The sequence below is a fragment of the Oligoflexia bacterium genome, assembly GCA_035326705.1.
Classification (GTDB): domain Bacteria; phylum Bdellovibrionota_G; class JALEGL01; order JALEGL01; family JALEGL01; genus JALEGL01.
The window spans coordinates 207,952-233,140 of the sequence record DAOLES010000002.1 but is presented as its reverse complement, the minus strand read 5'-3'; the positions used below and the strand labels follow the sequence as shown (position 1 = coordinate 233,140).

Annotated in this window: 26 protein-coding genes; 10 read left to right on the top strand and 16 right to left on the bottom strand. The window is 37.0% G+C overall.

The annotated features are described in order from the left end of the window. Window positions 1–1,179 carry a thiolase family protein gene (locus tag PKC21_04185; protein ID HMR24537.1) on the bottom strand — a complete coding sequence of 393 codons (1,179 nt, stop codon included), beginning with the start codon at window positions 1,177–1,179 and terminating at the stop codon, window positions 1–3. 41 nt (window positions 1,180–1,220) lie between these two features. Between PKC21_04185 and PKC21_04180 the strand changes: the two genes are divergently transcribed. Genes PKC21_04180 through PKC21_04170 form a run of 3 tightly spaced genes read left to right on the top strand, consistent with a single transcriptional unit; the run spans window position 1,221 to window position 3,351 of the window. Further along, window positions 1,221–1,808 carry a hypothetical protein gene (locus PKC21_04180; GenBank protein ID HMR24536.1) on the top strand — a complete coding sequence of 196 codons (588 nt, stop codon included), beginning with the start codon at window positions 1,221–1,223 and terminating at the stop codon, window positions 1,806–1,808. A 34-nt stretch (window positions 1,809–1,842) separates the two neighbouring features. Continuing rightward, window positions 1,843–2,841 carry a beta-ketoacyl-ACP synthase III gene (locus PKC21_04175; GenBank protein ID HMR24535.1) on the top strand — a complete coding sequence of 333 codons (999 nt, stop codon included), beginning with the start codon at window positions 1,843–1,845 and terminating at the stop codon, window positions 2,839–2,841. 3 nt (window positions 2,842–2,844) lie between these two features. Further along, window positions 2,845–3,351, top strand: a complete 507-nt coding sequence (locus PKC21_04170; GenBank protein HMR24534.1) for a methylated-DNA--[protein]-cysteine S-methyltransferase — start codon at window positions 2,845–2,847, stop codon at window positions 3,349–3,351. On the opposite strand, the gene PKC21_04165 is transcribed toward PKC21_04170, so the two are convergent. Then, window positions 3,348–4,520 carry an acyl-CoA dehydrogenase family protein gene (locus PKC21_04165; GenBank protein ID HMR24533.1) on the bottom strand — a complete coding sequence of 391 codons (1,173 nt, stop codon included), beginning with the start codon at window positions 4,518–4,520 and terminating at the stop codon, window positions 3,348–3,350. The two genes, PKC21_04170 and PKC21_04165, sit on opposite strands and share 4 nt — an antisense overlap. A gap of 48 nt (window positions 4,521–4,568) precedes the next feature. Then, complete coding sequence (ald, locus tag PKC21_04160) at window positions 4,569–5,681, bottom strand: alanine dehydrogenase (protein HMR24532.1); 1,113 nt, start codon at window positions 5,679–5,681, stop codon at window positions 4,569–4,571. A gap of 200 nt (window positions 5,682–5,881) precedes the next feature. Between ald and PKC21_04155 the strand changes: the two genes are divergently transcribed. Next, window positions 5,882–6,658, top strand: coding sequence for a hypothetical protein (locus PKC21_04155; GenBank protein ID HMR24531.1), 777 nt, complete (start codon window positions 5,882–5,884; stop codon window positions 6,656–6,658). 263 nt (window positions 6,659–6,921) lie between these two features. Here the strand turns inward: PKC21_04155 and ftsZ are convergent, their stop codons facing one another. The 13 genes from ftsZ to mraZ all read right to left on the bottom strand — a co-directional run bounded on the left by ftsZ (window position 6,922) and on the right by mraZ (window position 20,528). Then, a complete protein-coding gene (gene ftsZ, locus PKC21_04150; protein ID HMR24530.1) occupies window positions 6,922–8,127 on the bottom strand; it encodes a cell division protein FtsZ in 1,206 nt (401 codons plus the stop codon). 81 nt (window positions 8,128–8,208) lie between these two features. After that, window positions 8,209–9,444: a cell division protein FtsA gene (ftsA, locus tag PKC21_04145; GenBank protein ID HMR24529.1), complete on the bottom strand. Its 1,236-nt coding sequence runs from the start codon at window positions 9,442–9,444 to the stop codon at window positions 8,209–8,211. Beyond that, window positions 9,431–10,294, bottom strand: a complete 864-nt coding sequence (locus tag PKC21_04140) for a cell division protein FtsQ/DivIB (GenBank protein ID HMR24528.1) — start codon at window positions 10,292–10,294, stop codon at window positions 9,431–9,433. The genes ftsA and PKC21_04140 overlap by 14 nt, the downstream gene beginning before the upstream one ends. After that, window positions 10,291–11,229: a D-alanine--D-alanine ligase gene (locus PKC21_04135; protein ID HMR24527.1), complete on the bottom strand. Its 939-nt coding sequence runs from the start codon at window positions 11,227–11,229 to the stop codon at window positions 10,291–10,293. Before PKC21_04135 ends, PKC21_04140 begins: the two co-directional genes overlap by 4 nt. Next, the gene (gene murB, locus PKC21_04130) at window positions 11,226–12,167 is read right to left on the bottom strand and encodes a UDP-N-acetylmuramate dehydrogenase (protein ID HMR24526.1); all 942 of its coding nucleotides are present in this window, start codon (window positions 12,165–12,167) and stop codon (window positions 11,226–11,228) included. The genes PKC21_04135 and murB overlap by 4 nt, the downstream gene beginning before the upstream one ends. Beyond that, on the bottom strand, window positions 12,160–13,236 hold the full coding sequence (murG, locus tag PKC21_04125) for an undecaprenyldiphospho-muramoylpentapeptide beta-N-acetylglucosaminyltransferase (GenBank protein ID HMR24525.1): 1,077 nt from the start codon (window positions 13,234–13,236) through the stop codon (window positions 12,160–12,162). Before murG ends, murB begins: the two co-directional genes overlap by 8 nt. Beyond that, the gene (gene ftsW, locus PKC21_04120) at window positions 13,233–14,387 is read right to left on the bottom strand and encodes a putative lipid II flippase FtsW (GenBank protein ID HMR24524.1); all 1,155 of its coding nucleotides are present in this window, start codon (window positions 14,385–14,387) and stop codon (window positions 13,233–13,235) included. The genes murG and ftsW overlap by 4 nt, the downstream gene beginning before the upstream one ends. 3 nt (window positions 14,388–14,390) lie before the next feature. Continuing rightward, a complete protein-coding gene (gene mraY, locus PKC21_04115; protein ID HMR24523.1) occupies window positions 14,391–15,464 on the bottom strand; it encodes a phospho-N-acetylmuramoyl-pentapeptide-transferase in 1,074 nt (357 codons plus the stop codon). Next, window positions 15,464–16,936, bottom strand: a complete 1,473-nt coding sequence (gene murF / locus PKC21_04110; GenBank protein HMR24522.1) for a UDP-N-acetylmuramoyl-tripeptide--D-alanyl-D-alanine ligase — start codon at window positions 16,934–16,936, stop codon at window positions 15,464–15,466. Before murF ends, mraY begins: the two co-directional genes overlap by 1 nt. Beyond that, the gene (locus PKC21_04105) at window positions 16,933–18,822 is read right to left on the bottom strand and encodes a penicillin-binding transpeptidase domain-containing protein (GenBank protein HMR24521.1); all 1,890 of its coding nucleotides are present in this window, start codon (window positions 18,820–18,822) and stop codon (window positions 16,933–16,935) included. The genes murF and PKC21_04105 overlap by 4 nt, the downstream gene beginning before the upstream one ends. 40 nt (window positions 18,823–18,862) lie before the next feature. Then, complete coding sequence (ftsL, locus tag PKC21_04100) at window positions 18,863–19,162, bottom strand: cell division protein FtsL (GenBank protein HMR24520.1); 300 nt, start codon at window positions 19,160–19,162, stop codon at window positions 18,863–18,865. Beyond that, window positions 19,159–20,085, bottom strand: a complete 927-nt coding sequence (gene rsmH, locus PKC21_04095; GenBank protein ID HMR24519.1) for a 16S rRNA (cytosine(1402)-N(4))-methyltransferase RsmH — start codon at window positions 20,083–20,085, stop codon at window positions 19,159–19,161. Before rsmH ends, ftsL begins: the two co-directional genes overlap by 4 nt. Before the next feature lie 2 nt (window positions 20,086–20,087). Then, a complete protein-coding gene (gene mraZ / locus PKC21_04090; protein ID HMR24518.1) occupies window positions 20,088–20,528 on the bottom strand; it encodes a division/cell wall cluster transcriptional repressor MraZ in 441 nt (146 codons plus the stop codon). 377 nt (window positions 20,529–20,905) lie between these two features. On the opposite strand from mraZ, the gene rplU reads away from it, so the two are divergent. The 6 genes from rplU to PKC21_04060 all read left to right on the top strand — a co-directional run bounded on the left by rplU (window position 20,906) and on the right by PKC21_04060 (window position 25,165). After that, window positions 20,906–21,232 (top strand): 50S ribosomal protein L21, encoded by a 327-nt coding sequence (gene rplU / locus PKC21_04085; GenBank protein ID HMR24517.1) that lies wholly within the window; start codon window positions 20,906–20,908, stop codon window positions 21,230–21,232. Window positions 21,233–21,386: 154 nt separating this feature from the next. Beyond that, window positions 21,387–21,644, top strand: coding sequence for a 50S ribosomal protein L27 (rpmA, locus tag PKC21_04080; protein ID HMR24516.1), 258 nt, complete (start codon window positions 21,387–21,389; stop codon window positions 21,642–21,644). A 73-nt stretch (window positions 21,645–21,717) separates the two neighbouring features. Further along, window positions 21,718–22,746 carry a GTPase ObgE gene (gene obgE, locus PKC21_04075; protein ID HMR24515.1) on the top strand — a complete coding sequence of 343 codons (1,029 nt, stop codon included), beginning with the start codon at window positions 21,718–21,720 and terminating at the stop codon, window positions 22,744–22,746. A gap of 5 nt (window positions 22,747–22,751) precedes the next feature. Continuing rightward, window positions 22,752–23,177 carry a ribosome silencing factor gene (gene rsfS / locus PKC21_04070; protein HMR24514.1) on the top strand — a complete coding sequence of 142 codons (426 nt, stop codon included), beginning with the start codon at window positions 22,752–22,754 and terminating at the stop codon, window positions 23,175–23,177. 122 nt (window positions 23,178–23,299) lie between these two features. Then, window positions 23,300–23,725 (top strand): 23S rRNA (pseudouridine(1915)-N(3))-methyltransferase RlmH, encoded by a 426-nt coding sequence (locus PKC21_04065; protein ID HMR24513.1) that lies wholly within the window; start codon window positions 23,300–23,302, stop codon window positions 23,723–23,725. A 96-nt stretch (window positions 23,726–23,821) separates the two neighbouring features. Further along, window positions 23,822–25,165, top strand: a complete 1,344-nt coding sequence (locus tag PKC21_04060; protein HMR24512.1) for a sigma-54 dependent transcriptional regulator — start codon at window positions 23,822–23,824, stop codon at window positions 25,163–25,165. Window positions 25,166–25,189 lie beyond the last annotated feature (24 nt).

Sequence of the window (25,189 nt, the reverse complement as noted above, 5' to 3'; positions counted from 1 at the left end):
CTAAGAAATGTTTTGCAATAAGGTTGCAATCCCTTGTCCACCACCAATGCATGCTGAGGCAATGCCATAATTTTTATTTTTTTCTCTAAGAGCATGAGATAAGGTCACCACGTTTCTATTGGCACTGGCTCCCAAGGGGTGCCCCATCGCTAACGATCCACCATGAATGTTTAAACGGTGCTTAGGAATACCCAAGTCTTGCTTGACCGCCATCACTTGTCCTGCAAAAGCTTCATTTATGTCAAACAAAGAAATATCACGCATGGACAATTGCTGTTGGTTCAATACATGTCGTATAGCTTCAACAGGTCCTAAGCCCATGGTTTTTGGGTCACATCCCGTTACTGCATAATCTTTAACAATTGTATGATAAGTAATACCCTTTAAATCTGCTTCATATTTGTCCATTAACACAATGGCACTTGCCCCATCAGCCAAACCACTGCTAGACGCCGCAGTATGCACTCCTGTTTTTGAGAACACAGGTGTAAGTTTTTTTAAGTCATTTTTATTAGGCAATCTAAAAAATTCGTCTTGTACAGGTTGCCCTTCAACAGCAATCATTTCATGCTGATAAAACCCTTCATCCCATGCTGCTTTATATTTTTTATGACTTTCATGCGCGTATTCATCACACTGTTCTCTAGAAAAATTATATTGTTTTGCAATCAGTTCCGCAGTTTGACCCATGGGCAAATCAATCCATTGATCATGCAAAATACCCGCAACACTATCAATCAAGTTTGTATGCCCAAGCTTTAAACCTACCCTATTGTCAAAACTGTAACTGGCGGCTTGACTCATGCTTTCAACTCCAACCGCTAAAACACATTTCGCTTTATTGACTTTTATCATCATAAAAGCTTCAACCAAGGCTTGCATACCAGAACCGCATAAACGATTCACCAAATAAGAAGGACAACCCAGATTAAACCCAAGTGCTAAACTAAGATGTCTTGGCAAATAAGCATGATTTTGCCCTGAAACTAAAACGCTGCCCACAACACAATGATCAATCATACTCGGCTCAAGATTTGCTGTTTGGATGGTTTTTTCTGAAACCATTTTAGCTAAATCTAATGCTGAAGTTGTTTTGTACAAACTCTGAATTTTAGCAAAAGGAGTTCTTTTAGCTGCTACAATCACTACATCCGGGTCTCTATAAAATCTGGCCGACATATTGTTTACAATAATGACATTGCTTGATAAATCAACTTTACGTGAACAATAAATTGCCCTCCATTCCATTACCCAAAGATATTATTGCTAGCATTGAACAATCTTTTGTTTCAGCTAAAGCTTACGGTCAAATTGCAACCCTGCATGACCAAAAAATTTTTCAAAGGACTGTTCACATCAACTATCATCCTGAGTTAAAGGTTTTTTTTATCAACGCACATAAAAGCTCAAGAAAATATGACTCAGCTTTAAAAGGAGAACTTTTTTCTGGCTGCTATTGGGACCTGGCTGCTTCTACACAATATATATGGCATGCTAGACCACAAGTTTTAAGCGCAACCGACAGCAAACCCTTTGATTTACAAAAAAGTGCCTGGCAATGTATGCGCAATGAAGTTCGTCTAGCTTATTATCTTGATGCTGAAAATATTGACCTTCATAGCAATACTATTAAAAATTATCCTTTAGATCAGCCCGCTCCCAACCATGATGTCATCCTTTTCACACCACATTACTGGGATATTTTTCAAGTTTCACAACAAGAACATCGCTTCAGTACCAGAACTTTATACCATTGGGAGGCAAAACAATGGTCCAAACAAAATACATCTATTCTTCATACACCTTGAACTTTATGCCAATATACGTTAGTGCAAATTTCTTATGAGTCAATATCGATCAACCATTACTGCTACTGCTCAACATTACCCAACTAAAGTTGTTACCAATGACGACCTTGCAAAAATTGTTGATACTTCTGATGAATGGATTAGAACCAGAACAGGTATTCATGAACGCAGAAAAGTTTCTCCAGGAACTGGTTCAAGTGATCTGGCAACCAAAGCCATAGAAAAACTTCTCAAACAAAAAAAAATGAGTGCCGAAGAAATTGATTTAATCATTTGTGCCACCATTACGCCTGATAAACCAATCCCAGCAACTGCTTGTATTGTTCAAGCTAAAATTGGAGCTAAAAATGCCTGGGGTTTTGATCTTAATGCAGCCTGTTCTGGATTCTTGTACGCCTTAACAACTGCTGACCAATTCATCAGAGCTGGCAGTGTTAAAAAGGCTTTGGTTATTGGCGTAGATGTCATGAGTGCAATCATCAACCCTCAAGACCGCAATACCTGTGTTATTTTTGGTGATGGTTGTGGTGTAGTTCTATTAGAAAGAGAAGATAAAGCCTCTGAACTTGGAATTTTAGATTACATCCACCATGTTGATGGTCACGGTGAACAGTTTCTACAGATGCCCGCCGGTGGGAGCGTTAAACCCGCCAGCATAGAAACAGTTGAAAATAAAGAACATTACGCTCAACAAGACGGCAAAGTTGTTTTTAAACAAGCTGTAACAGCAATGCCTGATGTTTCTTTAGAACTTTTAGAAAAAAATAATCTAAAACCCAGTGATATTGATTATTTTGTCCCGCACCAAGCCAATATGCGCATCATAGATATGTGCCAAAAAAAATTAAAGCTCAAAGACGAACAAGTTATTACCAATATTGACAAATTTGCCAATACTACAGCTGCCACAATTCCTACATGTATTGCTAAAGCCAGTGAAGAAAAAATCTTTAAAAAAGGTGACCTGATTGTTTTAGCGTCTTTTGGCGCTGGCTATACTTGGGGTGCTTCTTTATTACGTTGGAGTTATTAAGGTATGCCCTATTACCTGGCACAGCATCAAAGTGCCTGGGGGCCTGTTTTTCTATTGCATGATCAAAACTCTATTTTTGCTTTATCTCTCCCTGGAACGGATAAACAAGATTTTTTAGCTCGTTATAAAAAAGAAATCATTACACAAGAAACAACTCCCTCAAACTTAAGTCAAAAGTGTTTTTTTCAGCTTGATGAATATTTTTCAGGTAAAAGACAAAGTTTTGACTTGGTTACCCAACAAGCCGGCACAGCTTTTCAGCAAAAAGTCTGGAGGGCACTAACTAAGATCCCACATGCTAGCACTGCCAGCTATAAAGATATTGCAGAAAAAATAAAACACCCAAAAGCCTATAGAGCTGTTGGCATGGCCAACAACAAAAACAATATCCCCATCATTATTCCTTGTCACAGGGTCATTGGTCACAATAAAAAGTTGGTTGGTTTTGCTGGTGGCTTAGCTTTAAAACAAAAACTTTTAAGACATGAACAAGATGCTTGCTTAGTTTAGTTGTAGGCAGGTATACCTGTTAACTCATGTGCAACAATCAAGGTATGGATGTCATCTGTGCCTTCATAAGTAAACACTGATTCTAAATTCATCATATGGCGCATGGAACAGTACTCATCCAACACACCATTACCGCCCAGTATAGAACGCGCTTCTCTGGCCACTTCCAAAGCCATTTTAACGTTATTCATTTTTCCCATAGAAATATGCGCAGGCTTGATTTGACCTTTATCTTTAAGCTCTGCCAATTGATTGGCCAATAACTGGGCTTTGGTAATTTCTGTAGCCATATTGGTCAGTTTACGTTGGACCAATTGAAATGAGGCAATGGGTTTATCAAACTGAATTCTATTTTTTGAATAAGACAACACTTCAGAGAAACAGGCTTTAGCAGCACCTATTGCTCCCCAAGCAATACCGTATCTGGCTTGACTTAAACAGCTTAAGGGGCCTTTTAGACCTTTTACTTCTGGCAACATATTTTCTTCAGGTATTTCAACTTGGTCTAAACTTAACTCAGCCGTATCTGAGGCACGCAAAGAAAGTTTACCGGTGACTTGTGTAGCTTCAAAGCCTTCTCTATCAGTTTCAACAATAAAGCCACGAATTCCATCTTCAGTCTTGGCCCAAATAATGGCAATATGAGCATTGCATCCATTGGTAATCCACATCTTGGTGCCATGAATAATCCATTTATTGCCTTTTTTTTCTGCCCGGGTAATCATCCCGGCCGGGTTAGAACCAAAGTCTGGTTCCGTTAATCCAAAACAACCAATGACTTCACCTGCAGCCATTTTAGGTAACCATTGTTGCTTTTGCTCTTCTGAACCAAAAGCATAAATAGGATACATGCACAATGCCCCTTGCACTGAGGCAAAACTACGAATACCCGAATCACCTCGTTCAAGCTCTTGCATAACTAAACCATAGGCTTTAGATCCCATGCCGGCACAATCATAGCCATGTAAGTTAGCACCTAACAAACCCAAGTTGGCCATAGGCTTAACCAGCTCTTTTGGGAAACTACCTGCACGATAATGTTTTTGGATGATAGGTAGAACTTCTTGATCAACAAAATCCCTGACCGTTTGCCTTACCATTTTATCTTCATCAGACAACAAAAGATCTGCATTAACAAAATCTAAATCTCGAATATACGCCTCACTCATAGAATACCTCTACTTAATGTACCAAAAGGTACCGGCTACCTTTAGTACTTATATTAAATCTGCAAGTGGAGTATAATCTTGATCCAAAGCTTCTGCAACTGCTTTACATGTTATTTTACCTTTATAGGTATTCACTCCCGGTGCTAAGCAAGGATCAGTCTTCACTGCTTCTAATGCGCCCATAGATACAATTTTTTTAGCATAGTCTAAAGTTGAATTGGTTAGCGCAAAAGTTGAAGATCTTGGGACTGCACCAGGCATGTTGGCCACACAATAGTGAATCACATCTTCTACAACATAGGTAGGGTTGTCATGCGTGGTTGGCTTGCAAGTTTCAACACAGCCCCCTTGATCAACAGCCACGTCAACAATCACACTACCTGCATGCATGTCTTTTAACATCTCTTTGGTCACCAAACGCGGTGCTTTGGCACCAGGAATAAGTACTGCTCCCACCAATAAATCAGTATAAGAAATTACTTTTTGAATGTTGGCTGGTGTTGACTTTAATGTTGTAATTTTATTAGAAAAAATATCATCCAAATACTCTAAACGATCAACATTCACATCTAAAATAGTCACATTGGCTCCCATACCTACAGCAATTTTACAGGCATTGGTTCCTACAATACCACCACCAATAATGGTAACATTGGCTCTGGATACTCCTGGGACTCCACTCAATAAAACACCCCTGCCACCATGCTCTTTTTGCAAATAGGTTGCGCCAATCTGCACAGCCATTCTTCCAGCAACTTCGCTCATAGGTTTTAAAAGTGGTAGACCTCCTTTTTTACCTTCAATGGTCTCATAAGCTATTGAAAAAACATTTTTATCACACAGTACTTTAGTCAACTCTGGAAAGACGGCCAAATGCAAATAAGTGTAAATAATTTGATTGTTCTGAATCAAGGCATACTCTTGTGGCAAAGGTTCTTTAACCTTAATAATCATGTCTGCTTGCTGCCAAACATCTTTGCCTGTTTCTATAATCTGTGCACCTGCAGTTTGATACATTTCGTCGGTAATACCACAACCCGCTCCAGCATTTTTTTGAACAATAACTTTTGCCCCCAGCTGCGATAACTGCATGACGCCATCATCTGTCAAGCCAACTCTATATTCGTGATCTTTAACTTCTTTAGGTACACCTATAATCATGCAAGCTAACTAACTCAAGCCTGCATGAAGATCAAATTCATTTTCTTTTTTGAGTTAAAATTTCCTAGACCCAAAATCATGCTTAAACCAACCTAATAGTGCTAACGAGCAATCCTATTAAAATGTTATGCATATAAATAAACTAGAAAGGTAAGCTTCAATTTTTTGTCTTAACACTCAAAACATGGCATAAATAAAGCATGAACCGCGGTGAAAATGGGTCTTTATCCTTAATGCTATGTTGCAATGCTTGCCAACACAATTATACGCATAAAAACATCAACTTTGAAAAACCCAATGATTTTATTACATGCCCACATTGCAAAAAAAAAAGTTTCCTGCATAAATCTATTGGCAATGAACAAGAAAAATATTTTGAAATTTTAGGCAGTGATTTCAGTTTACAAAAACCAGAAAAATCTTTAGCTGAAGCAGAACTGTCCGCTATCGATGGTAATATATCAGAAGAGAATTTACGCTTATGGATTAATGACACATTATCAAAAACCCCAGACAAAGATCTCCCACAGCCAGAAAAAACCTACAATAGAAAAAGCAGTGTCTTATCCAATCTTTTGGATAACATGTTCACTCACCCACGTGTGACCTATAAAAATGGTCAACAGAGAGATTTTGATTCATTTAAAGCACTCGAACTTGCCATTAGACAAAAGCAAGTCCAGGCCAATGATACCTTAGACTATAAAAATGAACGCGCAATTTTAGCCAAGCATTCTAAAACAAAGATGTTATTCATGGATACTTCACAAAAAGAGCTCCTAGAATCTTTAAAACATTCAAAGACAGAAGTTTTTACCGGTGATCTTCAAGATTTAGACAAATCAAAAACAGGCTTATCCAACCTTTCTGCGTTGACCAATGTTGGCGATGCTTCACTCTTGGTCAAAGTCATTATAACTTTATTGGCTTTGGCTGTCAGTATTGTCATTGCCTTCTTTGCCTATAAAACGCTTTAGTCAGTAGGACTTTAAAATACCAACTTGAATTGCAAAAAACTTTTAGTTTTTCCAAATATAAAACTGATGCAAACTCAGCATTAACATTTTCCAAGCATTAAACTCGGGGCTGAATATGTCTTGTCTATTATATACAATTTGTGAACAGTTATTATTTTCCTTTCACTTCAAACATGTTGCTTTTTTATCAATTTTTCTGCAACAGCTTAAGCTTCAGGGCAATACAACGCATAAAGACATAGACTCAACCTAGCCCTTTAAAATCAATCCACTTGCTTACGTAAAAAAGTTGGAATGTCGTATTCACTTTCTTCAAAAGCATCTGCACCTAATTCTTTAATACGTTTTCTAAACTCTAAAGAATCGATATCTCGCAACTTTAGCAATGAATTTTCAACCGGTATATCTTTATCTTTTCTTGCTTGTGGAGCAGATGAAGGTAAGCCTACACCCACTCTCTGGTTTGAATAGACTCTGGTTTTTTGCGGACTAAACGCATGATCACGTTTACTGTCTTGATTTTCAAAACCAGTTGCAATCACTGTGATTCTTAAATCATCACCCATACGTTCATCTATAACAGCACCAAAAATAATATTGGCATCTTCATGCGTCGCCTCTTGAATCATCACTGCAGCTTCATTCACTTCATGTAAGGTCATATTCGAGCTGCCTGTAATATTTAATAGAACACCGGTTGCTCCATGAATATCAATATCTTCCAATAACGGTGAAGAAATAGCTCTTTGAGCAGATTCAAGAGAACGTTTCTCACCTGTTGCTTGTCCAGTACCCATCATGGCCAAACCTTGACCATCCATGATGGTTCTTACATCAGCAAAGTCCAAGTTAATCAATCCTGGAATGGTAATCAAATCACTGATACCGCGCACAGCTTGCAATAAAACTTCATCTGCTTTTTTAAAAGCATCCACCATAGATGTCGATTCTCCAGCAAGATTAATCAAGCGTTGGTTAGGAATCGTGATCAAGGTATCTACAGTACTTTGTAAAATATCAATACCTTCTTCAGCATGACGTTTCCTACGCTTACCTTCAAAAATAAAAGGTTTGGTTACGACCCCGATGGTTAAAGCTCCACTTTCTCTGGCAATTTCAGCAACGATAGGTGCTGCACCGGTTCCTGTTCCTCCACCCATTCCGGCGGTGATAAATACCATATCTGCGCCCTTAATATGTTCTGCAATTCTATCCCTATCTTCTAAAGCTGCTTCTCGTCCAATTTCAGGATTGGCTCCAGCACCCAAACCCCGGGTTAAGGTTTCGCCAATTTGCATTTTATGATCAGCCCTTGAAGCATTGAGTGCTTGCGCATCAGTATTAACAGCGATAAAGTCAACATTAGATAAACCTTCTTCAATCATTGTGTTTACGGCATTTCCACCGCCACCACCAACACCAATGACTTTAATTTTTGCTACATTGCTTACTTCTTCAAACTCAAACATACACTGATCTCCTCTGCTTTTTTCTTTATTACTGCTATCTGTATTTTTTGTTGCTTTTGTCATACTGTTTCATACTTAAACTTAAAAAAACTCTCCAAACCACTGCTTAACTCGATCAGAAACTTTTAAATACGGACCAGAACTTTTTTCCCGATAATGTTTTTGATGACCACTCTGTGATTGCTTTGCCCCATATAAGACAAGACCAACAGAAGTAGCAAACCGTGGACTTGCTACAACATCAACCAAACCACCAATATGTTGAGGAACACCTAACCTAACTGGTAAATCAAAAACTTTTTCAGCAACATCACTCATGCCTTCTAACATTGAACTACCACCGGTGATAACTATACCTGAACCAAGTAGATGAGAAAAACCACTGCGGTCAATTTCTCTTTTTGCTAAAGAAAATAACTCTTCTGCTCTTGGCTCAATAATTTCACTTAATAAATGTTTTGATATTTTTCTTGCACTACGTCCACCAACACTAGGCACATCAATCACTGTATCCGTAGCTAATTCTCTTGCCGCGCAACCATACTCACATTTAATTTTTTCTGCTTCTATTGTAGGTGTTCTAACACCAACTGCAATGTCATTGGTAAAATGTTGCCCACCTAATGCAATCACTGAAGTATGTTGAATTGCTCCTTGTGCAAACAAGACAATATCTGTCGTTCCACCACCAATATCAATTAAAGCTACACCCAGTTCTTTTTCATCCGGGGTCAAAATAGCTTCAGCTGATGCTAACTGCTCTAAAACAATGTCCTCTACCGTTAAGCCGCATTTATTGGCACATTTCACAATGTTTTGCGCTGATGTGACTGCTGCTGTAACAATATGAACTTTAGCTTCTAATCTAACCCCTGACATGCCCACTGGATCTTTAATTTCATCTTGATCATCAACAATAAATTCTTTGGGCAAAACATGTAAAACTTCTCTATCCATAGGTATGGCAACTGCTTTAGCTGCATCAATCACCCGATCCACATCTTGGGTTCTTACTTCCCTATCGCCAACAGCAACAACACCATGACTATTAAAACCTCTAATATGACCTCCAGCAATACCGGCATATACAGAAGAAATCTCACAGCCAGCCATTAACTCAGCTTCTTCAATAGCTTTAGCAATAGCCTGAACAGTTAAATCAATGTTAATGACCACTCCTTTACGTAAGCCTTTTGATTCAGCGGTGCCAATACCAACAATATCTATACCTTTGTCACTTTTTTCCCCGACAATCGCACAGACTTTGGTTGTCCCAATATCCAGACCAACAATTAAATTGTCTTTATGATTGGCCATGCTGCTCTCCTTTTCTTAATTTTACAATTGCTAATTCACTGTAATCTAAATCTATACTTTTTACACTACCTACATTGCCATGATACTGATCCATAACACGCAGTAAACGTTGTGCTTTTTCCTGAAAATCTTTTCTACCTAAAGTCACTGTCATACCTGGTGCTGTTGAAAACAAAACCCAACCATAGTCTGGATTATAATTAACTTCAGATAAAATCGTACTTATTTTAGGGTATTGGTTAAACAAAGCCAATAACTCTATTCCTTGCTCTAAAATACGTCTATCCTCTTCAGTTAAAGAATGGCTTTCTTTCTGACTCCAAGGACCAGATAATATGGGGTACACACCCAAAAGCTTTTTAGGTGTTTCCGCCAGAATATATGCATTTCTGTTTACCTGATAAAATCTATTTAACTTAACCGTAGCAAAATCAGTGAGCTGATGCTTTTCAAATAGTTTTTGTCCTACCCAACTTTTCCCAAAAACAACTTTAGATAAGTTTTCATTCTCAGAATACTCTTGCAAAATAAAATCTAACTCTTGTTTTTTAAGTTCCTGCTGCTGTTGATAACGCTGTTGAATACTTGTATACACTTGTCCAAACCAATCCTTTGCATGCTCTAAAATAGTGACCACATTTTCTTTTATCACCGTCAAAGTATTGCTACCTAATGCTATTCCTTGCATATCAGTCTGTCTATTTGCTTGAATTCTATATACACTTAGGCCACCAATAATGATGAGAATAGCAAAAAAAACGTATAGTTTCCTCTTTTTTGACGCAGTTTTCAAAAAAATTTTCTTATCCGATGCACCAACATTTAAGACCGGCCTATGATAACGATTCATGTCTTTTCCTTTCTTTGCAAAGCCTGAAAAATCAAGACTTGTAAAAGATCAAAAAACGACATCCCTGCTGCTAGGGCCGCTCTTGGAAATAAACTGGTTGGAGTCATACCAGGTAAAGTATTCACTTCCAAAACAAACGCTTGATCATTATCAAGCATCATATCTACCCGGCAAAAATCCAACACTCCTAAAATTTGTGCAGATTTATAAGCAAGAGTCTCTGCTTGCTGCTGTAAGCTTGAACTTAATTGAGCTGGACATGCAAACTCTGTTTTACCTGGTGTATATTTTGCCTCATAATCATAAAAACCACTTTTTGGGCTAATTTCTACTATGGGCAAACACTTGCCATTAAGAACAGCAACTGTTATTTCTCTGCCCGATATATATTTTTCTAAAATAAATGTTTGTCCATAAGGTTTACACCATTCATAGCTGTCTAAAAAATCTTCTGCTTTTTGAACAACTTTTAAACCATATGTAGAACCTTCGTGACATGGCTTTATTACTAAAGGATAACCTAAGGCATCTGCCTTAGCCTCAATATCTTTAAATGCTTCTTCTATTCTTATATATTGATAATCCGCAGTCGCTACTCCGTTGTATTGCATGAGTAGTTTTGAAACAAATTTATTCATACATAAAGCAGAAGCCTCCACTCCCGCTCCAGTATAAGGAATATCTAAACTTTCTAACAAACCTTGAATAGTACCATCTTCTCCATAATTTCCGTGGAGGGCGTTAACTGCCACATCAATATCTTGGGTCAATAACTGTTTTACAAAACCTTGTTTGACATCTACTGTAGCAACATTTTTAAACCCACCTTCTTCTAAGGCACTTACAATTGCTTTTGCAGTCTTTAAAGAAACTTCTCTTTCTTTTGAAAATCCACCTTGAAGAACTACAATTTTTAGATTTTGATCTAATTTCACGATGCATCCCCCATCACAATCACTTCTTGTTGTAAATCAACATTAAATTTTGTTTTTACAGTTGATTTCATTAAAGCTATCAAAGCTAAAGCATCCGAGCACTTTGCATGTCCTTGATTAATAATAAAGTTAGCGTGCTGTTCTGAAATCTTTGCATCCCCTATCACTGTTCCCTTTAATAAGGCTTTTTCTATCAACTGTCCGGCGAACAAAGGTAACGGGTTTTTAAATACCGAACCAAAGTTTGGTTTGTCTAAAGGCTGGTTTTTTCGCTTCTCTTTTGCTTGTTTGATCTCTTGTTCAATAGTTAAATCATCACTGGCTTGAAAAAACATTTTAAGTTCAGTCACAATAAAGTCTTTTTTCTTTTTAAACGAACGGTACTCAAAATCTTTCTCACTTACATCCCATTTCAAATATTCACCATTAACATGGTAGCCCTCAACACTAATCACATTTTGCCCAAACCATCCCAAAGGTGTTCCTGCATTCATGATCAGGCCGCCTCCTATGCTTCCAGGAATACCAAAAACATAACCAAAACCCTTTAATTTTTCTTTTCGTAAATGATTGAGCAAAACTACATTAGAAAGACCCGCTCCAACTTTATATGTTTTACCCTCAGCACTGTTACTTATACATTCATAACTGGCAAAAGCTTTTGATAAGTCAACAATACATCCAGCATAGCCTTCATCCTTAAAAAGCGTGTTGGACCCTTTACCCAAAACATCCCAATCTTTTTTCCAATCAAGGCCGCATTCGTTAAATAAAACAATCAGTTGCTTCAAAGCATTTTTTTGTTCAACAACAACATACCACTTGGCAGAAGACATGTTGGAAAAGCTAGTTTTATTTTTTAAAGATGCATTTTTATGTACAGATAATCCAGCAATCTTCTTTAAAGACTTTTCCCATTGTTGCCAATTTTTATGCATGCTTACCCTCCTGCATCAAAAGGTTAACAATGGTTTGCGCAGCTTGATCATGCCTTAAGCGTAAAGCACCCTTTTTCAACATTTCTCTTTTTTCTTGGTTAACGATTAAATCTTTTAAACAAGAAACAAACTGATGAATATCAATTTTTTCCCCGGTTAATACATAAGCAGCATTATTTTTTTCCATCACTGCCGCATTCTCTTGTTGGTGATTATCCGCTGCATAAGGATAGGGTATTAAAATGCTAGGCCGCCCACAGGCTGCAATTTCAAGAACACTAGAGCCTGCTCGCCCTATAATAATATCCGCTTGAGCATAAGCTTTAGCAATATCATAAATATACTCATGCACTTCATGTTCAATATTATATTTTTGATATGTTTTTAATACATCTTCATAACCATGCTTACCTGTTTGATGAACAAAATAAACTTGTTCTTGATTTTCATCTAAATGAGGCATGGCTTCAATCAACAAATCATTGATTTGTTTGGCCCCCTGTGAACCACCAAAAACCATTACACAAATCTTTTTTGTTTTATTTTGAGGTGGTGCAATATTAAGAATGCTTTGTCGGATTGGATTACCACTAAAAACACAATTTTTTTTGTCTAAATATTTTTTACTTTCTTCAAATGCAAAAAAAACTTTATTAACAAATGAACTAACCCATTTGTTACTTAATCCAACAACAACATTAGGCTCCAAAGTGGCTGTGATTTTTTTCGCTAAATGCGCTGCCCATAAAACTGGCGCAGACATATAGCCTCCTGTGCCCATCACACAATCAAATTGATGTTTTTTAATTAAATGTCTGCTTTTGAAAAAAATTTTTGCAAAGCCAAGTAAGGACTTTAATTTTTGTAAGATGCCTGCTTGGTTAAATCCAGATCCACTCATAGGATAAAAGGTATAGCCAGCGTTTTTTATAATTTCCTGATCCAGTTTTTTTTCCGTTGTTAAAAATACAATGTCCTGAGCCAGTTGATTGCTCCTTAAATAGTCAGCAATTGCAATAGCCGGATAAATATGCCCGCCGGTTCCTCCTGCAACAAAAGCCCACTTCATACTGACACCTTTTTTGCATTACGTTGAATTAGACCAACCGAAGAAGAAAGTGAAAGTAGCAGTGTTGCACAAAAGAGACTGGCCAGTAAAGATGATCGTCCATAACTTATAAAAGGAAGCGTTAAGCCTTTTGTAGGCAACAATGCCATAACAACTGACATATTCAATACGGCTTCTAAACCAATGAGTGCCGTCAAACCAAAGGCCATATAACGAGCAAAATCATCTTTAAGTTTAATTGATAATTTTAAACCCTGGACAACAAAACAGACAAAAAAGAAAATTAATAACAATGATCCAATCAACCCCAACTCTTCACCAACAACAGAAAAAATAAAATCTGTATGTGCTTCTGGCAAATACAAAAGTTTCTGCGAACCATCTCCTAAACCTTGGCCATAAACTCCACCTCGCTGAAAAGCTACCAAGGATTGTAAAATCTGAAAGCCTTTACCACTAGGGTCATTCCAGGGATTTAAAAAAGTAGTAAACCTATCTAATCTATACTGTGCACTTGCAATTAAAACCGCTGCACCTCCAAGCCCTAAAACCAAAAGCGTAAACAAATACGATAAACGAACGCCACCAACAAACATCATCAACCCACAGCTTGCTACGATAACTGCCGTTGAACCAAAATCTGGTTGTTTCATCATTAAAACAACAATTAAACCTAAAATAATTAACAATGGTAGTAAACCATCTGAAAAAGAATGTAGTTTATCTTTTTTACGTGAAAGATAAGATGCGAGATAAATAACCAAGATAGGCTTTAAAAACTCAGAAACCTGTATACGCATAAATCCTAGATTAAGCCAACGTTTGGCATAGTTCATGGTTACACCTAAATCAGTAAATACTGTTAAAATAAGCCCTATGATTGCCACCAAGAGCATTAATGTTGCTGTTTTTTTTAACCAATGAATTTTTATAAAATAGACTGCTGGCATCAGTATTAGAGTTAGCAACAAAACAAAAATATGCCTGCTTAAAAAAAATGCACTTGAACCATATTTTTCAGCTGCTAATAGAGACGAAGCACTATAAATCATAATTGTTCCCAAAGAAACCAAACTCATAATACTGATTAACAAGACATAGTCCATACTGGATAATCTATTTGATATATGTTTTGTTACTCTACTTGCCATTACTTACCTTAGTTTCAATGTTGTTAATGATAATAATGCTAAAACAATTGCAATAATCCAAAACCTTACTATCACCTTTGGCTCCGCCCAACCTTTAAGCTCAAAGTGATGGTGCACAGGTGCCATCTTAAAAACTCTTTTTCCAGTTAATTTAAAAGAAACAACTTGAATAATGACACTCACCGTTTCTAGTACAAAAATCCCTCCAACCAAAAATAAAAGCAACTCTTGTTTTACAATAACCGCTGCTAAACCTAAGCTTGCACCTAAGGACAATGAGCCTACATCTCCCATAAACACTTGTGCAGGGTAGGTGTTGTACCACAAAAACCCCAAGCCAGCGCCTAGCATTGCTCCAAAGAAGACACATAGTTCTCCTGCTCCCTGGACCGGATGCAAATTCAAATAACTTGAAAGCTCATCATGCCCAGCCAAATATGAAAAAATCAAAAAACATCCGGCAGCAACCAAAATAGGCCCAATAGCTAAACCATCTAAACCATCCGTTAAATTTACTGCATTAGATGTTGCCACCACAACTAAACAAGAAAACAAAATAAATAGAACAACTGGTAAAATAATATTTGGGTCTTTGATAAATGGAACTTGTAAATTTAAATCAAATCCTTGCTTCCATAAAATAATTGAAAAAACAGATCCTAGTAGCACCTGAAAGACAAACTTTACTTTTGCAGTCATCCCTCTGGTTTTATTTACTTTAGATGTATCATCAATAAAGCCAATCAATCCAAAAGACAGTACACAAGCTAACATTAACCAAATGTAATAAACATCTAGCCTTGCCCACAAAAGGCTTGCACATACAATTGATAAAATAATCATCATTCCACCCATGGTAGGTGTACCACTTTTTTTCTGGTGACTTTGTGGGACATCTTCACGAACATTACTAGCATGGCCCTGTTTACGTTTTAAATAACGAATAATGGGCGGTCCTAAAAAAAGAGAAATGCTTAAGGCAGTCAAAATTGAAAGAAATACTCTAAATGAAATATACTTAAACACTCTAAATGCAGTTTCATGCAACTCAAACCAATCAACCAAATGATAAAACATTACCCTACCCTCCTGTACTCAGGACTTTTTTGTAAAGCTTCAACAACTGTTTCCAAAGCATTACTTCTTGAACCTTTAAATAAAACAGCCATATTCGCTTTAATTTCTTGTTTTATTTTTTTGAGCAGTAAATCTTTTTCACTAAAATGAAAGCATTGTTTAGAACTATTGTTTTGTAAAAAATCAACAATCACTTTAGTTTCACTACCAAAACATACCACTGTATCTATGTTATTTTCTTTTTCAATTGCTTTAGCCAATAGTAAATGATTTTCTTTACTAAAATCACCATTCTCAGCCATATCGCCAATAACCAACAGTTTGTTTTTTTGAGGCATGCTGCTTAATGTTTTGATTGCAATCAATGTAGAATCTAAATTAGCATTGTAACAATCTGCCAAAAGCACAATATTATCTGCTAATGCAATGGTTTCTTGCCTTAAAGCTGGCAGATAAAGATCTGGTAAAACTTTTTTGATAGTATTGATATCAAGGTTTAAAGCATCACCAACGCAAAGAGCAAACAAAACATTACTCAAATTATGCTGACCCAATAAATTAATTGTATTGTCTAGCTGACCATTTTTCCCATATTGAATAACTTGTCTTTCACCTTGTTTAACTGTATGCACATCGGCCAGAGTCTGATCAATAGAAAAACTTTTGCATTTAAACTGATACTCCTTGCTATGCAAAACAGAAGAAAGCCTTGAATCATCAAGATTTATTATTGCTGTACCACTCTGACTCTTGTTTTCATTTAACCAACGTAAAACTTCTTTCTTCTCTTGCGCAATCCCTTCAATGCTTTCAAAAAAACCTATGTGAGCTCTTCCAATATTGGTAATACCTACAATATCAGGCTGGGCAATTGAACACAGTGGATAAATCTCACCAGGATGATTCATTCCTAACTCTAACACATGAACATCATCTTGTTCCTGAATAGATAATAAAGATAAAGGTACGCCCAAAGCATTATTCCAAGAGTTTCTAGGGGGTGTAATTTTAAATTTTGTTTTTAAAACTTGAAAGCATAAGTATTTTGTACTGGTCTTACCGTTGGAACCGGTAATTGCAATCACCATTTTACCCCAAGCTTTTCGCCACGCACTTGCAAATTTTTGTAAACTGATAAGTGTATCGTCTACCAGCAACTGTAGTTTTGAATCTATGTTTTGATTTTTTTTTGCAACAACTGCGGCACAAGCGCCTTTATTTAAAGCATCTTGTACAAAATCATGTCCATCGACACCTGAATCACCCTTGATAGCAAAAAACAAATCTCCCGGTTCAATCACTCGACTATCAATACAAACCCCTTGTATTTTATCAGGAAGGTTACCATGAAAAATGTTATAAACAGATTCACTGTTTTTAAAATTATCCGTAAAGTTAATATCCAAACGTAAACGCTTATCATTCATTATAGCTTGATCTTGTTCATGTAAATATGAAGCTTGGTTCATCATATTTTGGTTTCCCCTAAGCTTGATGACAAATAAACTTTTACTTTATGTAAATCTATAATACTTGATCCAGGATCAGGACGTTGTGAATAAACATTCCCATTGCCTATTATTTCAACATCAAAACTTTGATCCGATGCCCAAAATAAAACTTCTCTTAATGATAGGCCTTTTAAATCCTGTAAATTATCTTTATCTATTTGACTTGCTTCTTTTTTCAGGTCAGCTCCAGATTTTTCTTGCGCCAACATAAAAGTTTGTTCTTTTTCTTGAATTGAAGGTTTAATCCCAGCATACTGTAAAGACTCTGCCATCACTGCAGAAAATATAGGCGCTGCCAGCTCTCCCCCATGACGATATTGCTTTGGTTTTTTATAACCAATAAACAAAACATACTTTGGCTTCTCTAGCGGCGCAAAACCTATGAACGAACTAAACAAATCTGAATTTGAATAACTACCAGTTGTACGATCTATGATTTGTGCTGATCCAGTTTTTCCAGCCACATTAAAGCCTTCAACTCTGGCGCGATAACCTGTTCCACCTTTTTGAGTAACAGCAAACATCCACTTATGAATGAATTCCAAAGTTTTATCAGAAACTATTTTTGTTTTAGATAGCGTGACTTCTTCTTTAGATCTTTGCAACATGCTTGGTTGCACCGCATAACCACCATTAGCAAAACTAGCTGCTGCTGCTGTCATTTGAACCGCTGTCACTCCAAGACCTTGGCCAAAAGATATATTTGCAACATCCATGGGTTGCCAAGATTTGTATTGTGATAACAATCCTTTAAGTTCACCAGGGAAATCCAATCCCGTTTTTTGGCCAAAACCATAATTAACTATGGCCTTGTATAAATTATGTGCCCCTAAATCCAAACCTATTCTGGCTGAACCCACATTATTTGAATATTTTAAAATACCTTCAGGATCTAGCCACGTTTTTTGAATTGAGTTACGGATTGCTTTTGAGCCAAAATTCAAACTCCCCTCTTCACAATGAAAAATTTGATCTGGTTTTAGTGCTTTTTTTTCCAGAGCTGCTGCCATGGTAAAAATTTTAAAGGTAGACCCAGGTTCAAAAATTTCTTGAACTGCACGATTTCGCCAGTGCTGCATAGGGTATTGAGAATATTGATTAGGATTAACTTCTGGATAAGAAGCCATTGCTAATATTTCGCCACTGTAAGGATCCATCATTACCCCTACTGCAGATTCACTTTTTGTCTCTTCTGCTCCAATGGCCAGTTTTTCTTCAAGAATATATTGTAAATTGGCATCCAAGCTTAAATTTAGATGGGTACTTCGTTTTTTTGTCCTTACGGCAGCAACCTCAGAATAAATTGTACGGCCCTTGCCATCTTTCTTGGTTTGAATAGATCTTTCTTCTTGAACCAATTGATCATTATAATAGCGTTCAATTCCTTCTAAACCTTTGCCTTCATAACCTACAAAGCCTAAAACTTGTCCTGCCAACTCTTTATCTGGGTAAAAGCGTTTCCATTCACTAACGTAATGTAAGCCTTCAATATTAAGTGCTTTAACTTTTTCTTCTATCTGCGGGTTGGCAAAACGATTAACCCAAGCAAAACGCCTAGAGCCAGACTTCACTCGGTTTAAAAGTTTTCTTGAGCTTATATTAAATAGGCTGGCAAGCTGTTCAATTTGTGCTTGCTTTGGTTTAAAAACATGAGGATCTACAAAGTAAGAAGGGACTTTTAAACTTAAAGCCATTGTTCTACCTTTACGATCCAAAATAGTGCCTCTTTTGGTTGCCAAGTGAATGGTTCTATTATTTTGCTTGCCCATATTGGCAATTCTTTCATCTGCAAACAAGTGCAATTGAACACTTCTTACAACCAAACTCATGAATGAAAGCATAAACATGCTCAAAACAAACAAAACTTTGATTTTGAAAGTTTTATTCTCAAAAGTCATGCACGCCACCGCTGTTTTTTATGGTCACAGATATAGGATGAACGGAAGGGTTAAGGTTAAGCTTTTCTTTGGCAATTTTAGCTATCCTTTTTGGATTTTTAAGCACCGCCAACTCAAGTAAAAGAATATCCCTTTCATTTTCTTTTTTAGATAAAGATTGCTCCAACTGCCCAACTTGATAACTTAATTCCAGTAGCAAAAAACGAGAACGCACATATAATAGAGAAAAAGATAAGGTCATCAATAGTGCTGCTAAGGCCAAAAGCTTTTTGTGTCCTAGGAACTTCATGACACAGCCCCTCCCAGACACTCAACCACACGCATTTTTGCACTTCTAGACCTTGGGTTAAACGCTATCTCTTCTTCGCTTGGAACAATGACTTTTTTATTAATTCGTTTAACATAACCATGCTTTTCTTTTTCTTTAAATAACTGCTTAACCAGTCTATCTTCAATGGAATGAAAAGTAATGACAACTATTCTTGCCATGGCTTTAAGGTTTTCACATAAGTGTCCCAAGACAAGCTCAATTTCACGCATCTCCTCATTTACTGCTATACGAATAGCCTGAAACACTCTAGACAAGACTGCTTGCTTTTTTTTCCCTTTAACAAAATCTGGGATTGCGCGCACGATACAATCCACTAAATCTTGTGTGCTAATTAACTGCGCTTGTCTTTCTTTAATGGTTCTTGCAATCCTGCCAGCAAAGTTTTCTTCACCATAATCTTTGATAATTCTTTTTAAATCTTGTTCAGAACTTTTTAAAATCAACTGCTTAGCCGTCATTCCGCTCTGATTATCCATTCGCATATCCAAAGGGCCATCATGCATATATGAAAACCCACGTCCAGGATGATCCAACTGAAAAGATGAAACCCCACAATCAATCAAAGCTCCTGAATATTTTGACCAACTTTGCTGTTGATCAAGCCAATGCGGAACTTGACTCATTGTTTGATGATGAATAAATAGACGTTTTCCTAATAAAGCATCATTGTTATAGCTGGCTATGGCTTGAGCATCTTTATCAAAAGCATCTACAATTCCTAATGGTGCTGTTTGTTTTAAAATTGCTTCACTATGGCCCCCACCACCAAAGGTAAAATCTAAATAGTGCTGCCCAGATTGGCAATTTAAATACTCAACTGCTTCTTTGAGTAAAACTGTAATATGTTGGCTTTGATATGTATGTTCTAGGTGCCTATCCATTTCTATATCCCCAAATCAGATAAAACACTGCTCATTGCACTAAACTTTTCTTGTGACTCAGCAAAAGCTTTTTCCCATCTATCTTTAGACCACAGCTCTATTTTTTTAAGCATTCCTACAAAAACAACTTCTTTTTCTATACCGGCATGCTGACGTAAAAATGCAGGAATTAGAATTCGCCCTTGTTTATCAAATTGACAATTGCTGGCTCCAGATAGAAAAAACCGCTGAAAGACTTGAACTTCCGGCTTTAACTGTGGCAATTGAGCTATTTTCTTCTCCAAGGCATCCCACTCTTCTTGTGGATAACAAACAAGACAGTCATTAAACCGCGTTAAAACCAAGGCCTCACTGTAGTTTTCTTGAATCAGTTCTCTAAAGTTAGACGGCACACTGACACGACCTTTAGTATCAATTGTATGTTCATATTGCCCTCTAAACACAGTTACGTTTCTCCAAAAATAATGTTACACTTACTACCACAAAGCAGAGACTATACTCCACTTTGTCCCACTATATCCCACTTCCTATGTCTTCGCCAACTTTTTGTCAAAGAGAATTTTCTCAAATCCAAGATGCAAACGGAATTTCAACTGCTTACACAATAATGTTCATTGCTTATTCACAAAACAAGATTATATGAGTACAGCTTAATGAATTTGACTGAGTCCATGTTTTTAAATACTCATCATGAGAGCCCTCAGGGCATTTTATAAAAAGCCCGTTAAGAGGGGTGGCTTTTCATAAGTAACCGTTACCAAAAGCGTTTTGCCAACATAAAAAAATATTAAATCCCTTGACAAGTCACAAAAAGCCTCATATGTGTCGCGTGATTATGTCTAAATATGCAATAGTACAAGTGGGTAACCATCAATTTAAAGCAACACCTGGTGAAATCGTCACTATTGAGAAGCTAGATGGTGAAGTAGGAAGTGAAGTAAAATTCAATCATGTCTTGGCTGTATCTGATGGTGCAACATTAAAGACAGGTGAAGGCTTAAAATCTACTGTAACAGGTGAAATTCGTGCTCAAGTCAAAGCCAAAAAGATTGTTGTCTTCAAAAGAAAAAGAAGACAAGGCTACAAGAAAAAACAAGGGCATAGACAAAACTATACACAAGTAGAAATTAAAACAATTGAAGGGTAACAAGTAAGGTTATACGGTGTTAATATATACCCCCTGAATTTTTTCAGAAGCGAGGAAACGAGATTTTATATCGACGTTGACCGCAAAGGGGTGAATTGACGGAAACCGCGTTTCCGTCAAAAGGGGAAAAGCGTTTTTCCCCAAGGAGAAGCAGATGGCACATAAAAAAGCTGGTGGTAGTTCTAAGAACGGTCGTGACAGTCATGGACAGCGGCGTGGCGTTAAAATTTATGCTGGTCAAAATGTAAAAGCAGGCAATATCATTGTAAGACAAGTGGGCACTAAGATCCATCCTGGCGACAATGTTGGCCTTGGTAAAGACTACACAATTTTTGCAAAAACTGACGGTGTGGTAAAATTTGACCGCTTAGGAAAAGATAAAAAGAAAGTCAGTGTTGTTTTAGCCTCTTAAAGTTAAGCAACCAATAAAGTTAAAAAGCCTGACTAGACCAAGTCAGGCTTTTTTTTTACACAAAATACAAGTTATGGGAAAAAGCAGCACATTTTTAGATCACGTTAAAATTTTTATTAAAGCCGGCGATGGCGGCAATGGCCATGTTGGTTTTAGACGTGAGCGCTATATTCCTAAAGGTGGCCCTGATGGGGGTGATGGCGGCAAAGGTGGAGATGTATACATGGTAGCATCTAAGCATTTAAGCACCCTTTTGGACTATAAGAAAAAGCGCCATCATAAAGCAAAAAATGGACAACCTGGAGGCACCCGACAAAAAAATGGTGCTCAAGGCAGCCCAATTTACCTTAAAGTTCCCCCTGGGACATTGGCTTATCACTCAGAGAGCAAAGAAAAATTAGGTGAAGTTTTCACGCATGGTGAGATCTGTCTTTTACAAAAGGGTGGTAAAGGCGGTTTAGGCAATATTCACTTTAAATCATCAGTTAATCAAGCTCCGCTAAAAGCCACTCCCGGCAAAACCATTGAGGGCATGTGGATCTACCTTGAACTAAAAATTTTAGCTGATGTTGGTATTATTGGCCTTCCAAATGCTGGCAAATCTACATTACTCAGTCATATCACCAATGCAAAATCAAAAAGCGCTGACTACCCTTTTACAACGATTCATCCTTTTTTAGGTGTTGTTCATTTTGAGAACGAAAATCTAACATTGGCAGATATACCTGGTTTGATTGAAGGTGCCAGTGAAGGTGTGGGTCTGGGTCATGATTTTTTACGGCATATTGAAAGAGCCAATAACCTGATTCACTTAATTGACGCATCCTCTAATGATGTAGATCAAATTGTAAAAAACTATCACATCATTGAAAACGAATTAAAAGAATATGACCCTTCACTCCTTAATAAGCGCAGTTTATTGGTGTTTAACAAAATGGATTTACTTACACCCCAAGAGCAAGAAACTCTCAAAAAAGCTTTAAAAAGCAAGTTTAGTGAGGCCTGCTTTATTTCTGCAAATTCGGCAAAAACCTTCCAAGAACTAAAAGAGAAAATGCAAGCACTCTTTTTAAAACCCAAAAAAAAGAAGGATATTATTTGATTCATATGCGTCATTTTTGTTATAATAAAGATATTCTGAGTAAAGCAACAACAAAACAAAAACAGTCTGTTCTTTCACCCGACCTCGCATCCAAAAAAGTCTTGCAAATAGCCTCAAACCAAAAAGCATTGGATCTTAAAATATTCAATGTTCAAGGTCATTGTGCCTATGCTGATTTTTTTGTGGTGATGAGTGCCACATCTACAACCCATGCCCAAGGCTTGGCTGATGCTATTCTAAAACAATTTCCAAAAGGAAATCAGCATTTAGAAGGCTATAAAAACGGCCAATGGATTTTGCTAGATGTTGGAGATGTTGTGGTTCATATATTTCTTGAGGAAGCACGTGAGCACTACAATTTTGATAAATTGTGGGGTCATGTACCTTATGAAAATATCCGCGATTCGGTGCGCCTTGCTACTCACCAGTAGTTGTGTAACAACTTACTAAGGCAGCCAAAGAACAAACTGCAGCTTTCAATGATAAAGTGCTGTGTGCTTTTATAGTACATCAAGCTACTTGATTTTTGTATACGGCTAGGTATACCTTGCTAGTGCGTATTTCAATCATTACATTTTCAAAAAAACTTTCTTCAACAGAACAAAGCTGGATTAACACCTATGAAAAGCGGCTAAAACATTTTTGCAATTTTGAGATTCTACGTTATTCAGAAAATAAAAACTTAGAGGCTATTTTTAAAAAAAAATCTGCTCAAGCGTACATCATTGCCCTTGATGAAAAAGGACCCCAGCTTAGCTCAAAAAAACTTGCGGATAAACTCAACCATCACTGCCAACATGATCTGTATTTTATTATTGGTGGATCTTATGGTTTACCTAAAGATACAGATGCGTTTGCTCAAGAACACTTAAGTCTATCCAAAATGACCTTACCCCATCGCATTGCTCTTCTTGTCTTAACAGAACAAATTTACCGTGCATTCACCATCCAAAAAAATTTACCCTACCACCATAACTAGCAAGCGCTCTAAGATATAGAGCCTCTTGCAAAAAAACACACGCCCCTTCAAAAAAGTGAGTTGACAAACACTTCTTAAATAATATATGTCCAAAAAATGGACAAGAAAACTATCCTTCTTATTGATGACGATAAACTCATTTATCATGCTATAAAAATAGTTTTAGAGGCTCATTATGTCGTTGAATGGGCAACCAGCTTTAATGAATCCGTCCATTTTTTAGACAAAAATATGCCCCATGCCATCCTTTTAGATATTCAATTAGCAGAAGACAATGGTCTTGAGATTTTACCCAACTTGATCAAACTTACGCATGGCTGCCCTATACTTATGCTCACAGGCTCAACCAAGCCTGAACAAATCTCGCATGCACTTAAAGCAGGAGCTTTTGATTATGTTTCAAAACCTTTTCAAAGTGAAGATCTTTTATTTACTTTACGTAAAGCCATGAATCATTGTGAAAATGAACATTCCTTACCTTATGAGTTTATTGGTCGATCACAAAGCATACAAAGAATTAGAAGGCTAGCAGAAAAAGCAGCAAAAACATCTGCCAACATCCTCATTCAAGGTGAAAGTGGCACTGGTAAAGAAGTAATGGCAAGAATGATCCATCGTATGTCGGAAAAAAAAGCTTTTGTAGCTGTTAATTGTGCTGCAGTCCCTTCTGAATTAATAGAGTCAACTTTTTTTGGACATGAAAAAGGCTCTTTTACTGGCGCAACTGATTTAAAACGAGGTAAATTTGAAATGGCTGACCAGGGTGATCTTTTTTTAGATGAAATCAGCTGCATGCCATTAAACTTGCAAGCTAAACTCTTACGTGTACTTCAAGAAAAAGAGTTTGAGCGTGTTGGTGGCAATCGTATCATTCATTCAGATTTTAGAGTCATCGCAGCCAGTAATGAAAATTTGCATGAGATGATTGCCAAAAAAGCATTCAGAGAAGATTTATTTTATCGTCTCAATATTATAGAAATTGATATTCCACCTTTAAGACAAAGACCGGAAGATATACCCTTACTCATCAATTACTTTTTAGATCAAGATGATAAAAACCCTGATGGTAAACGCATAAACCCTGAAGCCAAAGGCATGTTGGCGGCATATCCTTGGCCAGGGAATGCACGGCAGCTCTTTCACACCCTTGAACAAATGCTTTTACTTGCTGATGAAGAAGAATTAGGCATAAACAATATCCCTCAGCGAATACGAAGCGAGTTAATGATGGGAAGCAATCGGGCACAAAACCCTAGACCTGTTAATGAATTTAAAGATGCCTTAGATGACTTTGAACGCAATTTTATAGAACGTGCAATTGATACAAGCAATCGCAATTATTCTGAAGCAGCAAAACTACTCAACATTTCAAGATCCAGTCTATATTCAAGAATGAAACGTTTGGGCATGGGCAGTGATTCATTGGAACAGCTAAATTAAATTTCAATAAAATAACTACGCTGA

Excerpts from the sequence above, each read along its gene's own strand:
- PKC21_04185 (HMR24537.1), bottom strand. The coding sequence starts at position 1,179 with ATGTCGGCCAGATTTTATAGAGACCCGGATGTAGTGATTGTAGCAGCT.
- PKC21_04175 (HMR24535.1), top strand. The coding sequence starts at position 1,843 with ATGAGTCAATATCGATCAACCATTACTGCTACTGCTCAACATTACCCA.
- PKC21_04170 (HMR24534.1), top strand. The coding sequence starts at position 2,845 with ATGCCCTATTACCTGGCACAGCATCAAAGTGCCTGGGGGCCTGTTTTT.
- PKC21_04165 (HMR24533.1), bottom strand. The coding sequence starts at position 4,520 with ATGAGTGAGGCGTATATTCGAGATTTAGATTTTGTTAATGCAGATCTT.
- ald (HMR24532.1), bottom strand. The coding sequence starts at position 5,681 with ATGATTATAGGTGTACCTAAAGAAGTTAAAGATCACGAATATAGAGTT.
- PKC21_04155 (HMR24531.1), top strand. The coding sequence starts at position 5,882 with ATGAACCGCGGTGAAAATGGGTCTTTATCCTTAATGCTATGTTGCAAT.
- ftsZ (HMR24530.1), bottom strand. The coding sequence starts at position 8,127 with ATGTTTGAGTTTGAAGAAGTAAGCAATGTAGCAAAAATTAAAGTCATT.
- ftsA (HMR24529.1), bottom strand. The coding sequence starts at position 9,444 with ATGGCCAATCATAAAGACAATTTAATTGTTGGTCTGGATATTGGGACA.
- PKC21_04140 (HMR24528.1), bottom strand. The coding sequence starts at position 10,294 with ATGAATCGTTATCATAGGCCGGTCTTAAATGTTGGTGCATCGGATAAG.
- murB (HMR24526.1), bottom strand. The coding sequence starts at position 12,167 with ATGCATAAAAATTGGCAACAATGGGAAAAGTCTTTAAAGAAGATTGCT.
- murG (HMR24525.1), bottom strand. The coding sequence starts at position 13,236 with ATGAAGTGGGCTTTTGTTGCAGGAGGAACCGGCGGGCATATTTATCCG.
- ftsW (HMR24524.1), bottom strand. The coding sequence starts at position 14,387 with ATGGCAAGTAGAGTAACAAAACATATATCAAATAGATTATCCAGTATG.
- mraY (HMR24523.1), bottom strand. The coding sequence starts at position 15,464 with ATGTTTTATCATTTGGTTGATTGGTTTGAGTTGCATGAAACTGCATTT.
- murF (HMR24522.1), bottom strand. The coding sequence starts at position 16,936 with ATGATGAACCAAGCTTCATATTTACATGAACAAGATCAAGCTATAATG.
- PKC21_04105 (HMR24521.1), bottom strand. The coding sequence starts at position 18,822 with ATGTTTATGCTTTCATTCATGAGTTTGGTTGTAAGAAGTGTTCAATTG.
- ftsL (HMR24520.1), bottom strand. The coding sequence starts at position 19,162 with ATGAAGTTCCTAGGACACAAAAAGCTTTTGGCCTTAGCAGCACTATTG.
- rsmH (HMR24519.1), bottom strand. The coding sequence starts at position 20,085 with ATGGATAGGCACCTAGAACATACATATCAAAGCCAACATATTACAGTT.
- rplU (HMR24517.1), top strand. The coding sequence starts at position 20,906 with ATGTGTCGCGTGATTATGTCTAAATATGCAATAGTACAAGTGGGTAAC.
- rpmA (HMR24516.1), top strand. The coding sequence starts at position 21,387 with ATGGCACATAAAAAAGCTGGTGGTAGTTCTAAGAACGGTCGTGACAGT.
- obgE (HMR24515.1), top strand. The coding sequence starts at position 21,718 with ATGGGAAAAAGCAGCACATTTTTAGATCACGTTAAAATTTTTATTAAA.
- rsfS (HMR24514.1), top strand. The coding sequence starts at position 22,752 with ATGCGTCATTTTTGTTATAATAAAGATATTCTGAGTAAAGCAACAACA.
- PKC21_04060 (HMR24512.1), top strand. The coding sequence starts at position 23,822 with ATGGACAAGAAAACTATCCTTCTTATTGATGACGATAAACTCATTTAT.